Annotated in this window: 12 protein-coding genes; 3 read left to right on the forward strand and 9 right to left on the reverse strand. The window is 67.2% G+C overall.

The window, feature by feature from the left end; translation table 11 throughout:
- Positions 1-24: 24 nt before the first annotated feature.
- Positions 25-456 (reverse strand): YbaN family protein, encoded by a 432-nt coding sequence (locus ACE026_RS14495; RefSeq protein WP_486039524.1) that lies wholly within the window; start codon positions 454-456, stop codon positions 25-27.
- A gap of 123 nt (positions 457-579) precedes the next feature.
- Positions 580-2,697 carry a S9 family peptidase gene (locus ACE026_RS14500; protein ID WP_486039525.1) on the reverse strand — a complete coding sequence of 706 codons (2,118 nt, stop codon included), beginning with the start codon at positions 2,695-2,697 and terminating at the stop codon, positions 580-582.
- Between the two features lie 111 nt (positions 2,698-2,808).
- Between ACE026_RS14500 and ACE026_RS14505 the strand changes: the two genes are divergently transcribed.
- A complete protein-coding gene (locus ACE026_RS14505; protein WP_486039526.1) occupies positions 2,809-4,005 on the forward strand; it encodes a pyridoxal phosphate-dependent aminotransferase in 1,197 nt (398 codons plus the stop codon).
- 165 nt (positions 4,006-4,170) lie between these two features.
- Here ACE026_RS14505 and ACE026_RS14510 read toward each other — a convergent pair whose 3' ends face one another.
- Both ACE026_RS14510 and ACE026_RS14515 read right to left on the reverse strand, forming a co-directional pair.
- Positions 4,171-6,267: a prolyl oligopeptidase family serine peptidase gene (locus ACE026_RS14510; RefSeq protein ID WP_486039527.1), complete on the reverse strand. Its 2,097-nt coding sequence runs from the start codon at positions 6,265-6,267 to the stop codon at positions 4,171-4,173.
- A gap of 34 nt (positions 6,268-6,301) precedes the next feature.
- A complete protein-coding gene (locus ACE026_RS14515) occupies positions 6,302-6,628 on the reverse strand; it encodes a hypothetical protein (RefSeq protein ID WP_486039541.1) in 327 nt (108 codons plus the stop codon).
- A gap of 202 nt (positions 6,629-6,830) precedes the next feature.
- On the opposite strand from ACE026_RS14515, the gene ACE026_RS14520 reads away from it, so the two are divergent.
- Positions 6,831-7,442: a lipocalin family protein gene (locus tag ACE026_RS14520; RefSeq protein ID WP_486039528.1), complete on the forward strand. Its 612-nt coding sequence runs from the start codon at positions 6,831-6,833 to the stop codon at positions 7,440-7,442.
- Between the two features lie 9 nt (positions 7,443-7,451).
- Here ACE026_RS14520 and ACE026_RS14525 read toward each other — a convergent pair whose 3' ends face one another.
- From ACE026_RS14525 to ACE026_RS14540, 4 genes are all read right to left on the reverse strand, one after another.
- Entirely contained in the window at positions 7,452-7,754 is a 303-nt protein-coding gene (locus ACE026_RS14525) for a HigA family addiction module antitoxin (RefSeq protein ID WP_019183666.1), read from the reverse strand.
- A gap of 133 nt (positions 7,755-7,887) precedes the next feature.
- Positions 7,888-8,577 carry a methionine ABC transporter permease gene (locus ACE026_RS14530; RefSeq protein ID WP_123730136.1) on the reverse strand — a complete coding sequence of 230 codons (690 nt, stop codon included), beginning with the start codon at positions 8,575-8,577 and terminating at the stop codon, positions 7,888-7,890.
- Complete coding sequence (locus ACE026_RS14535) at positions 8,574-9,581, reverse strand: methionine ABC transporter ATP-binding protein (protein ID WP_486039530.1); 1,008 nt, start codon at positions 9,579-9,581, stop codon at positions 8,574-8,576. Before ACE026_RS14535 ends, ACE026_RS14530 begins: the two co-directional genes overlap by 4 nt.
- Before the next feature lie 142 nt (positions 9,582-9,723).
- Positions 9,724-10,620, reverse strand: coding sequence for a DMT family transporter (locus ACE026_RS14540; RefSeq protein ID WP_486039531.1), 897 nt, complete (start codon positions 10,618-10,620; stop codon positions 9,724-9,726).
- A 78-nt stretch (positions 10,621-10,698) separates the two neighbouring features.
- On the opposite strand from ACE026_RS14540, the gene ACE026_RS14545 reads away from it, so the two are divergent.
- A complete protein-coding gene (locus ACE026_RS14545) occupies positions 10,699-11,181 on the forward strand; it encodes a YajQ family cyclic di-GMP-binding protein (RefSeq protein ID WP_121040001.1) in 483 nt (160 codons plus the stop codon).
- Positions 11,182-11,466: 285 nt separating this feature from the next.
- Here the strand turns inward: ACE026_RS14545 and ACE026_RS14550 are convergent, their stop codons facing one another.
- Complete coding sequence (locus ACE026_RS14550; protein WP_486039533.1) at positions 11,467-12,567, reverse strand: helix-turn-helix domain-containing protein; 1,101 nt, start codon at positions 12,565-12,567, stop codon at positions 11,467-11,469.
- Positions 12,568-12,646 lie beyond the last annotated feature (79 nt).

Consider the following 12,646-nt stretch of genomic DNA (forward strand, 5'->3'; position numbering starts at 1 on the left):
CCCCCCCCCCCCCCCCCCCCCCCACTACCGGAGCCCATCCTCCGGCGGCAGCGGCCGGGACCACAGCCACAGCGCCACGCAGGTCATGCTGCCGATGGAGAGCCACTTCACCCAGGCGATCGGCACGCACCACAGCATGATGCCCGCGCACACCGCCATGGTCAGGCTCGCCATCCATTTGCCGCGACGGCTGACCGCGCCATGCGCCTGCCAGTTGCGGATCGCCGGGCCGAACTGCGGGTGCGCCAGCAGACGGTTGTGCAGGCGCTCGGAGCCGCGCGAGGCGGCCCAGGCCGAGATCAGGATGAACACGGTGGTGGGCAGGCCCGGCACGAAGATGCCAACGATGCCGGTGCCCAGGCTGACATAGGCCAGCAGCCACCACGCCCAGCGCAAACGCACCCGTCGCCGCTCGGCCGGTGCTTCGGAAACCACGGGGCGTTCGGGCCGGGACATGGTGCCAGCATAGCGACCCGGCCGGGCCGCCGCGATGGCGGCCTCACTGCATTGGCCGACCACACGAGGTCGTCGGCCAACGGAACTCGCCGACCCACCGAGGTCGCCGGCCGCCGGCCAGCATTACCGGGACGTGGTCACGCCAAGCTGGTCGAGCACGAACGCGTACGACTCGGCCAGCTCGTGGTACCGCTGGAAGCGGCCGGATTTGCCACCGTGGCCGGCTTCCATGTTGGTACGGAACACGATCGGGAAGTGCCCGGTGTTGTCATCGCGCAGCTTGGCCACCCACTTGGCCGGCTCCCAGTACTGCACCTGCGAATCCCACAGGCCGGTGCCGACGAACAGGGCCGGATAGGCCTGCTTGCTGACGTTGTCGTACGGCGAGTATTTCAGCATGTAGTCGTAGTACTCGCGCTGCTCCGGGTTGCCCCACTCGTCGTACTCGTTGGTGGTCAGCGGGATGCTGGCGTCGAGCATGGTGGTGACCACATCGACGAACGGCACCTGGGCGACCATCACGCGATAGTCCTGCGGTGCCTGGTTGGCCACCGCGCCCATCAGCAGGCCACCGGCGCTGCCACCGGAGGCGGCGACGCGGTCCTTGGCGGCATAGCCCTGGCGGACCAGCTCGCGGGTGACATCGACGAAATCGTTGAACGTGTTCTGCTTCTTGAGCAGCTTGCCGTCCTCATACCACGCACGGCCCATTTCCTGGCCGCCACGGATGTGGGCGATGGCATACACCACGCCACGATCGAGCAGGCTGACCACGGTCTGGTTGAAGCCCGGGTCCATCGACATGCCGTAGCTGCCGTAGGCGTACTGGTACAGCGCGCCGGTGCCGTCCTTCTTGAAGCCGTTGCGGTAGACCAGCGACACCGGCACCTTGACGCCATCGCGGGCGGTCACCCACACGCGCTCGGTGGTGTACTGCGACGGGTCATAGCCGATCACCGGCTGCTGCTTGAGCTGGCGGCGTTCACCGGTGACGGTGTTGAGCTCGTAGGTGGTGGTCGGCGTGGTCAGCGAGGTGTAGGCGTAACGCAGCCACGGGGTGTCGTGCTCGCTGTTGGCGGCCAACCCCATCGAGTAGGCCGGCTCATCGGCCTTGACGTAATCCTGGCGGCCATCCGGGAACAGCAGGCGCACGCGTTCCAGGCCGTTGGAGCGCTCGGCGATCGCGGTGAAGCCGTCGAACAGTTCGAAGCCTTCGATCAGCACGGCGTCATCGTGCGCGACCCAGTCCTTCCACTGGCTGCGCGCGGTAGCATCGCTGGGCGCGGTGACGATCTTGAAATTCTTCGCGTCCGCAGCGTTGGTGCGGATCACCCAGCGACCGTTGAAGTGGTCGGCGTCGTATTCCACATCGCGCGCACGCGGCGCCAGCACCGTGAACGCCTGCGGATCGGCAGCCGGGGCGTAGCGCGTTTCCGAGCTCACCGTGCTGTGCAGCTCGATGGTCAGGAAACGATCATCGCGGGTGCGGCCCACGCCCATGTAGAAGCTGTCGTCCTTCTCTTCATACACGAGCACGTCGCTGCTGGCCGGGGTGCCCAGCACGTGCTTTTTGACGCGCACGGTGAGCAGGGTGTCCGGATCATTCTCGACATAGAACAGGGTGCGGTTGTCATCGGCCCAGACCACGTTGGGCGAGACGTTCTCGATGCGATCCGGCAGCACCTCACCGGTGCGCAGGTCCTTGAAGCGGATCACGTACTGGCGGCGGCCGACATCGTCTTCGGCCCAGGCCAGCAGGTGGTTGTCCTGGCTGACATCGGCATCGCCCACGTTGAAGTAGCCCTTGCCCTCGGCCATCGTGTTGATGTCGAGCAGGATCTCTTCCGGCGCCTCCATGCTGCCCTTGCGGCGCGCCTGGATCGGGTAGTCCTTGCCGGTTTCGAAACGGGTGTAATACCAGTAGCCGCGGTCACGCGAGGGCACGCTGGCATCGTCCTGCTTGATGCGGGCGACGATCTCCTTGTACAGGGTGTCTTCCAGCGGCTTGAGCGGGGCCACCACCTGATCGGTGTAGGCGTTCTCCGCATTCAGGTAGGCCAGCATCTTCGCGTCTTCGCGTTTGTCGTCGCGCAGCCAGTAGTAATCGTCGCTGCGGGTCGCGCCAAAGGGAGCCTTCACCGTGTGCGGGTGCTTCTCGGCGTCGGGCGGGGTCAGCGCGGGGGCGGCGTGCACGTTGGAGGTCATGAGGCTGGCAACCAGTAAACAAAGGGCGGGTTTCACGAGATAGGGCTCCTGGCGGGGAAATGCAATGGCGTCCGTGTCCGTGCAGTCTGTGCTGGCGGGTAGGCCAGCAGCAAGCCTGTCGTTGGTCACTGCGCCTATCATCAGGCCATGGATACTTCCCGCACGCCCCCGACCGGCACCGGCTTCAGCCGCCGCAGCCAGGACATCGAACCCTTCCACGTCATGTCGTTGCTGGCCCGCGCGCAGGCGCTGGAGCAGGCTGGCCACGATGTGATCCACCTGGAGATCGGCGAGCCGGACTTCACCACCGCCGCACCGATCGTGCGCGCCGGCCAGGCCGCGCTCGCGGCCGGCCACACCCGCTACACCGCGGCCCGCGGCCTGCCCGCGCTGCGCGAGGCGATTGCGGGCTTCTACCAGGATCGCTACCAGGTACAGATCGACCCCGAGCGGATCCTGGTCACCCCGGGTGGCTCGGGCGCGCTGTTGCTGGCCAGCAGTCTGCTGGTGGATCCCGGCAAGCACTGGTTGCTGGCCGATCCCGGCTACCCGTGCAACCGGCACTTCCTGCGGTTGGTGGAAGGGGCCGCGCAGCTGGTGCCGGTCGGGCCGGAGACGGCCTACCAGCTGACGCCGGAGCTGGTGGCACGGCAGTGGAACGCGGACAGCGTGGGTGCGCTGGTCGCCTCCCCGGCCAATCCGACCGGCACCGTGCTCTCGGCGGCGCAGCTCGCGGCGCTGTCGCAGTCGCTGAAGGCACGCGGCGGGCATCTGGTGGTGGATGAGATCTACCACGGCCTCACCTACGGCATGGACGCCGCCAGCGTGCTGCAGGTCGATGATGAAGCGTTCGTTCTCAACAGTTTCTCGAAGTACTACGGGATGACCGGCTGGCGCCTGGGCTGGCTGGTGGCGCCGCCGCAGGCGGTGCGTGAGCTGGAGAAGCTCGCGCAGAATCTGTACATCAGCGCCTCGAGCATCGCCCAGCATGCGGCGCTGGCGTGTTTCGAGCCGGACGCGATCGCGATCTTCGAGCAACGGCGCGCGGCGTTCCGCGAGCGTCGCGATTACCTGCTGCCGGCGCTGCGTGCGCTGGGCTTCCGCATCGAAGTGGAGCCGGAAGGCGCGTTCTATCTCTACGCCGACGTAAGCGCCTTCACCGATGATGCGCAGGCGTTCTGTGCGCATTTCCTGGAAACGGAGCATGTGGCGTTCACGCCGGGGCTGGACTTTGGCCACCACCGCGCCAACGCGCATGTGCGGCTGGCCTATACGCAGGACGTGCCGCGCCTGGAAGAAGCGGTGCGGCGCATCGCGCGCGGGCTGGAAACATGGGTGCGGTGAGCGGCCCATAAAAAAACGCCACGCATCGCTGCGTGGCGCTGAAAATGGGGTGGAGCCAACCTGACGCCCCACCACCCGGAGTCTTCTCCAGGGGGCTACAACGTCTGCGGCAGGCTCACTCCCTGCCGGCTGCTCGACCGCCCCTGGCCGTCGAGCACCCCGAGCTTACTTGGAGAGCTGCTCCCACAGGAAGCTATAGGCCAAAGCCGACATATGCGCGGCCTGCGCATTGTTCGCCGCGCCGCCGTGACCGCCTTCGATGTTCTCGTAGTAAGTCACGTCCTTGCCGGCGTCGATCATCATGGCCGCCATCTTGCGGGCATGCGCCGGATGCACACGGTCATCGCGGGTGGAGGTGGTGAACAGCACCGGCGGGTAGGTCTTGCTGGCGTCGAACAGGTGGTACGGCGAGAAGGTCTTGATGAACGCCCAATCGGCCGTATCCGGATTGCCGTATTCGGCCATCCACGACGCGCCGGCCAGCAGGTGGCTGTAACGCTTCATGTCCAGCAGCGGCACCTGCACCACGACCGCGCCGAACAGTTCCGGGTACTGGGTCAGCATATTGCCGGTGAGCAGGCCACCGTTGCTGCCACCCTGCACGCCCAGGTGCTTGGCCGAGGTGATCTTGCGGCTGACCAGATCGCGGGCGACCGCGGCCATGTCTTCATAGGCCTTGTGACGGTTCTGCTTGAGCGCCGCCTGGTGCCAGCGCGGGCCGTACTCGCCACCGCCACGGATGTTGGCGACCACGTATACGCCGCCCTTCTCCAGCCACGCGCGGCCCATGCCACCGGAGTAGGACGGGGTCAGCGAGATCTCGAAGCCGCCGTAGCCGTACAGCAGCGTCGGATTGGAGCCGTCCAGCTTCATGTCTTTGCGGTGCACCACGAAGTACGGCACGCGGGTGCCATCCTTGCTGGTGGCAAAGTGCTGCTCGATCACCTTGCCGTCGGCGTTGAAGAACGTCGGCATGGTCTTGAGCACTTCAGGCTGCTTGCCGATCTCGGCAATGGCCAGGGTGGTCGGGGTCAGGTAATCGGTGACGGTCATCCACACCGCATCGCTGTCATCGGCATCGACCGCACTGACGGCCACGGTGCCGAACGACGGCGCGCCGGTGAAGGCCGTGGTCTTCCAGCCGCTGTCGCCCGGCGTGAGCACGCTCAGGCGGCTTTTGACGTCGTCCAGCACGTTCAGGACCAGATGGTTCTTCGTCCAGCTGGTGCCGGCCAGCGAGGTGGTGTCGGTCGGCGCGAACAGCACGTCGAAATCACGCTTGCCGGCAAGGTAATCGTCCAGCTTGGTGGCCAGCAGCGAGCCGGCAGCGTAGGTCTTGCCGCCCACGGTCCACGGCTCGCGCAGCTCCAGGGTCAGCCACTGCTTGCGCAGGCCTTTTTCGGCCGAGTTGGGCGCATCGATCTTGGTCAGCGTGCCATCGTCGGCACGCAGGTAGAGCTCGTTGTTGTAGAAGGCCAGCGTGCGGCTGACCAGGTTGCGCTCGTAGCCGGGGGTATCGTCGTGCATGGCCGCGATGTACATGTCATCGGGCTTGCCCTCGTAGACCACCGAAGCCGAGGCCATCGGGGTGCCGCGCTTCCACAGCTTGGCCACGCGCGGATACCCGGAGGTGGTCATCGTGCCGGTGCCGAAATCGGTGTAGACGAACACGGTGTCGCGGTCGATCCAGTTCAGGCCCCCCTTGGATTCGGGGCGGAAGAAGCCGTCCTTGATCCAGGTCTTGTTGGCCAGGTCGAACTCGCGGGTGACATCGGCATCGGCGCCGCCGCGCGACAGCGCGATCAGGCAGCGCGAGTAATCCGGGCGCAGGCAGTCAGCGCCGTGCCAGACCCAGTTCTCGCCCTCGGCCTTGTTCAGTGCATCCAGATCCAGCACGGTTTCCCACTGCGGCGAGGCCTTGCGGTACTCGGCCAGCGTGGTGCGACGCCACAGGCCGCGCTCGTGCTGCTTGTCCTTCCAGAAGTTGTAGTAGTAGTCACCGATCTTCTGCACACCGGGAATCTTGGCGTCGGAATCAAGCACCTCGCGGATGCTGGTCTCCATCTGCTTGAACGCAGGGGTCGCGGCCAGGCGGCCTTCGGACTTGGCGTTCTGTTCCTTGACCCACGCCAGCGGTTTGTCGCCGGTGACGTCTTCAAGCCAGGCGTACTTATCCGCGGGGGCGTCAGCGGCCATGGCGGTTCCCGCCGCACCGGCGGAGATCAGACCTGCCACCAGGCAGGCGGAAGCGAATCGTGACATTGCAGCTCCAGGCGTTCATAGCCTTGGGACGCTATCACACCGGCTGGCCGCGGCTCACGTGTCGAAGGTCAGGCCGCGCCGGACGCGCCAACGGATGACGTCGGCGCCGGGCCTGCGGCCCGCGGCGGCGGCGGGCGGTGCGGTTGAGCAGGCCGGCCAGCGGCAGGCGGAAGCGATGCAGGCTCCACCAGGCCATCAGCGGCATGCCGATCAGCCACATCGGCAGCCAGCCGACCCACTCGCTATGCCCCCGCGCGGCGGGCCAGACCAGGACCAGGGCCATCCCGGCAAGGACGGCCTGCCTGACGCAACGCAGCACGCGGGGATCGGGACGGTCGGACGAACGCGGGGAAGACGACAGGGTCATGACACAGCTCCGTGCGAAAGTGATGCGTCACCTTGCCGCGCCGCCATCTCAAGGGCTGCGACCTTGTGGGGGACGCGACAGGCGGGATGTCCGGTGAGCGGTTGCATGAATCGGTCACGCAACCGCTGCGCTGCCATTGACGTTCTCCGCTGTCCCACCCACCATGCCCCTGCCAGCCACTGGAGCCACCTGCCGCATGTCTTCGAACCGCCCGCTTCGCGCTGTCCTGTTGGTCTCCTCGCTGGCATTGCTGTCAGCCTGTGCGTTCCGCCATGAGACCAAGCCGGAACCCGCGCCGACCCCGGTCGCCGTCGACAGCGCCGGTGCGCCGATCGACCTGCAGCGTTTCATGGGCACCTGGTATGTGATCGGCCGCGTGCCGAATCCGATCGAGCGCGGCCACGTCGCCAGCGTCAACGAATTTCGCCTGCGTGGCGACCAGAAAGTGTCCATCACGTACCGCTACCGCGATGGCTTCTCCGAGCCGCAGCAGGAACTGACCGTCCGCGCCTCGGTGGACGAGAAGAGCGGCAACCACAACTGGCGCACCTGGTTCTACAAGATCGTGCCGACCCATACCCGCGTGCTGGAAGTGGCGCCGGATTATTCGTGGGCGATGCTCGGCTACCCGGGCCGCGAGATGGCCTGGATCTTCGCGCGCCAGCCGGACATGGACAAAGAGCTCTACAAGGAGCTCGCCACCCGCCTGCGTGACGATTACGGGGTCAACACCGACAAGCTCAAGCGCGTGCCGCAGCACCCCGAGCAGGTGGACCGGCTGGGCTTTGAAGTGCCGAACGTCCGGTAAGGGCGGCGGTCAAGCCGCCTCGCGCGGCTGCACCCTGCGCTCGATTTCCTGGCGGGTCGGCAGCGTCTTCAGATCGTACTCGGCCTGGAGGGCCAGCCACGACGCGGCGTCCCCACCGAAATGACGCGCCAGCCGCACTGCGGTATCCGCCGTTACGCCACGGGTTTCATGCACGATGGCGTGCAATCGCGTCGGCGGCACATCCAAGGCCCGTGCCAGCGCGGTGATGCTCAGCTGCAACGGCAGCAGAAACTCCTCGCGCAGGATTTCGCCCGGATGGACGGCCCTGAGGTTGTTGATGGGGCGGCTCATGAATGGCAGGCAAGCAAGCGGTGCAAGGAGCCTAGGGTATCCGTCGCGGCTGTGGAGCCACCGGGGTCACAAACCCGATAGAAACGACGCCGGACATCGCCTGGCGTACCGACCAATGGTCGGTACCTACCGGTTACTTCCGGCTGTAATGCCCCACCAGGCGGTCGCCGATCATCTGCAGGATCTGTACCAGCACCAGCAGCAGCACCACGGTGACCAGGGCCACGTCGGTGTGCGAGCGCTGATAGCCGTCGCGGAACGCCAGGTCGCCCAAGCCGCCCGAGCCGATCGCGCCGCCCATCGCGGTGAAGCCGATCAGCGCGATCACCGTGACCGTGGCGCCGGCAATCAGGCCCGGCCGCGCTTCGGGCAGCAGCACCCGGGTGACCAGCTGCCAGGTGGTGGCGCCCATCGCCTGGGTCGCTTCGATCACGCCACGGTCCACTTCGCGCAGTGCGGTTTCGACCAAGCGTGCATAGAACGGCGCCGCACCGATCACCAGCGGCACGATCGCGCCGCGGACGCCCAGCGAGGTACCCATCATCCACAGGGTGAGCGGGATCAGCACGATCATCAGGATGATGAAGGGGACCGAACGCAGCAGGTTTACCAGCAGCGCGAGCGCGCCATACAGCACCGGCTTGCGGTGCAGCTGCGGCGAGCCGGTCAGGAACAGCAGCACGCCCAGCGGCAGGCCGATCAGCAGCGTCAGCGGCAGTGAGCCGCCGAGCATCAGCAGGGTATCCAGCGTGGCCTGGCCGATATCGGCCCATTTGCCGGCGTCGAGATGGCGGAAGAACCCGCCTGCGGTGGCCAGGATCATCGGCGCAGCTCCTCAAGATGGACACCGGCGGCGACGAAGCCCGCCTGCGCGGCCTGCACGTCGCCCCCGACCAGCGACACGGTCAGCTGGCCATACGGGGTGTCCTTGATCCGGTCGATACGGCCGGACAGGATGTTGTAGTCCACGCCGGTCTCGCGCGCGATGCGCCCCAGCAGCGGTTCGTAGGTGTCCGCGCCGAGGAAGGTCAGGCGCACGATGCGCCCGGCGACGGCCTCGAAATCCTTGTGCAGTTCGCCCTCGTCCACCTGTTCGGACTCGCTGACGAAGCGGCGGGTGGTCGGGTGCTGCGGGTGCAGGAACACCTCGGTGACCGGGCCGGTTTCGACCAGGTGGCCGGCATCGAGCACCGCGACGCGGTCGCAGACGCGGCGGATCACGTCCATCTCGTGGGTGATCAGCACGATGGTCAGGCCCAGCTCGCGGTTGATCCTGCCCAGCAGCTTGAGCACCGAGGCGGTGGTCTGCGGGTCCAGCGCGCTGGTGGCTTCATCGCACAGCAGGATCTGCGGGCGGGTGGCCAGGGCGCGGGCGATGCCCACGCGCTGCTTCTGGCCACCGGACAGCTGCGCCGGGTATTTATTGGCGTGCGCTTCCAGGCCGACGGTATGCAGCAGTTCGTCCACGCGCGCGTCGATCTCCGCGCGCGGCATGCCGGCCAGCTCCAGCGGGAAGGCGACGTTGGAGGCCACGGTGCGCGACGAGAGCAGGTTGAAGTGCTGGAAGATCATGCCGATCTTCCGGCGCAGCACGCGCAGGCCTTCGGCATCGAGCGCGGTGACATCCTCGCCATTGATCAGCAGCCGGCCGCCGGTGGGCTCCTCGAGCCGGTTGATCAGCCGGATCAGCGTCGATTTGCCCGCACCGGAATGGCCGATGATGCCGAACACTTCGCCGGCCTCGATGGTCAGGTCCAGCGGCTGCAGCGCGGCAATCGCGCGGCCGCCGACGGCATAGGATTTGTGCAGGCGCTGGAACTCGATCACTTCGCGGTCAACCGGGCATCGACGGGAGGGGGCGTGCAGCCTACCAGCGCGGGGCGGCCCTGACCCGTGCGGTTGCGCGCAATGATATTCCGTTTGGTTCTAAGAGGCCGTGATCCGGCCGGCCCGCGGGCGCCGGCCGGGCTCAGGGGTGGTCCAGCGGCCGGGGCGGCTGGACCCGGCGCACCCGCTCACGGTGCAGCAGATACAGGCCCGAGGCGACGATGATCGCCGCGCCCAGCCAGGTCACCTGGTCGGGCAGCACGCCCCAGAACAGCAGGTCCCAGCCGATCACCCAGACCAGCCCGGTGTACTCCAGCGGCGCGATCATCGAGGCTTCCCCCAGCTGGAAGGCACGGGTCAGGGCGACCTGCCCTCCTGCCCCGGCCAGGCCCATGCCGGCGATCAGCGCGGCATGGCCCAGTTGCAGCGGCTGCCAGTCCGGGATCGCCAGCAGGCCGGCGCCGACGGCCATGATCACCAGGAACCACACCACCATCGACTGCGGGGTGTCGGTGCGGGTCAGCATGCTGACCGTGATCGCGGCCAGGGCATAGGCGGTGGCGGCCAGCAGCACCATCAGGCCCGGGAAGGAAATGATCCCGCCGACACCGGGGCGCAGCACGACCAGCACCCCGACCAGGCCGATGCCGATGGCGATCCAGCGGCGCGGGCCCACGTGCTCGCCGAGCAGCGGCACCGAGAGCGCGGCGATCAGCAGCGGGGCGACGAAGTAGATGGTGTAGGCGGTGGACAGTGGCAGGCTGCGCAGGGCGTAGACGAAGCAGCCGATCATCACCATGCCGAGCACGCCGCGCAGCAGGTGCAGAACCCAGCGCTTGGGCACCAGCGAGCGCGGGCCGGCCGTGGCCAGCACCCAGACCAGTACGAACGGCAGCGAGGCCGCGCCGCGCAGGAAGGTGACCTGCAGGGTGGGATAGCTGGCCGACAGCTGCTTCATGCCGGCATCCATCAGCGAAAAGCAGGCGACGGCGATCAGCATCCAGGCGACGGCGCGGGTGGGGGATTTCTGCGTGTTCATGACCCATTATCGCCGGCTTGGCCGGCCCGTCCATGGTGGCTTGATAGAATGGGGGCATTCACCCGTTGGAGTTTGCCCATGCCCTCTTTTGACGTTGTTTCCGAAGTCGACACCCACGAGCTGACCAACGCGGTCGACCAGGCCAACCGCGAGCTGTCCACGCGTTTCGATTTCAAGGGCGTGGACGCGAAGTTCGTGCTGGAGGACAGCGTGATCACGCAGTCCGCGCCGAGCGATTTCCAGCTGCAGCAGATGACGGACATCCTGCGTCAGCGCCTGACCGCGCGGAAGATCGATGCGGCGTGCCTGGAGTTTGGCGATATCGAGTCCAATCTGGCCGGTGCGCGGCAGAAGATCACGGTCAAGCAGGGGATCGAGCAGAAGGTGGCCAAGAAGATCGCGGCGACGATCAAGGAGGCCAAGTTGAAGGTGGACAGTCAGATCAATGGCGACAAGCTGCGGGTGACGGGCAAGAAGCGCGATGATCTGCAGGATGCGATGGCGCTGTTGCGGAAGGAGACGTTCGAGGTGCCGCTGCAGTTTGATAATTTCCGCGATTGATCTTGGCCGAAGGGCTGTAGCGAAGAGCGCTGGCGATTCATTGCTGGTGTGCTGCGTCGGGTAGGGGCAGGCCTTGCCCGGACCCGCCGTAAACCCATCCATGGGGGCTCATGTCGCGGCATCCATGCCGCTCATGGTCCGGGCAAGGCCTGCCCCTACCCGCCGCCCGAACAATGCGTCACCGGATAGGCAAGCAAAGCGGTAGTGCCGGCCCGTGGCCGGCAACCTCGTTGCGCAGATCGAAAAGATGCGGCTTCCGGCGTGTGTACCGCCGGGCGCTGGCCGCTACGCGCGAATCAGCTTGTACAGGGTGGTGCGTGAGATGCCGAGCTGACGTGCGGCGGCGCTGACGTTGCCCTGGTGGGCAGCCACGGCCTCGCGGACGTGCTGTGTGTTCTGCGCGCGCAGTGATGCGTTCGTGGCGTTGGCGTGCTGCACATCGAGCTTCACGCTGGCATGCGGTGCGAGTGGTCCGCGCAGGTACTGGACGTGCACGGCGGTGTCGTCATCCAGGCGGACGCGGTGGGCGGGGCCGGTCTGCAGCAGGCGGCGGCGCTGGTGGATGCTGGCGCCGGCGAACAGGCCGCCCAGGGTGAGGACGGGCAAGGGGCCGCGTCGCGGCAGTCCGAACAGGCGGCGGGCGACGCGATTGGCGGCGCGTACGTGGCCGTCTTCTTCGATGGCCAGCAGGCCCTGCAGCGGTGAATGCAGCCAGCGGGTGTCGTGTTGCACGGCCAGCAGGTGGCAGGGGCGGTGGTCCTGCATGAGGCGGTTCTCGGCCGAGAGCGCTGCCTGGCGGAAGTACCCGTGCAACAGCTCGGCATCGCGCTCGCCGGTGCCGGTGATGTCCAGTGCGCCCAGTACTTCGCCATCCAGCCCATGTAGCGGGACGCTCAGGCAGAACACCGAGGCGAAGCGGTCCAGGTAGTGCTCGTTACCGCGCACCAGTGCGGGCGCGTCTTCGGCCAGGCTGCAGGCCGGTGCGGTGGTGCCGATGTCGATTTCGCGCAGGCGGCGACCGATCTGGATCGGGCGCAGCACCGGGACCTCGGCCAGGCCATGTTCGCGCTGGGCGATGACCAGGCCGTCCGCGTTGACGCAGAACAGGGTCCACTGGCGGCCACCGAAGGCGGCCCAGAGGTGGTCCATGTCCTCGCGCACAGAGCGTGCGAGGCGGCGGTCGGCAGGGTCGTCGAGGCGCGTGGCAGCCGCGGGAAGGGGCGCGTAGTACGGCTCCTGCCGCGGCTGCACGCCGGCTTGGCGCGAGCGCTCCCAGGAGCGCTGTACCGGCGGGCTGACCACGCTGTCCATCAGCGCGCCGCCCTCGGCGAAGCGCTGACGGGCGGCGGCCAATACCTGCTGCTGTTCCAGAACCATCGCGGCCATCGGTCGATCTCCACCTCGGACCGACAGCCTACTCCCGCAAAGCTGACTGGTACGTCGTGGCAGGCATGCATGCCTGCGA

The organism is Stenotrophomonas sp. AGC87 (assembly GCF_057333975.1).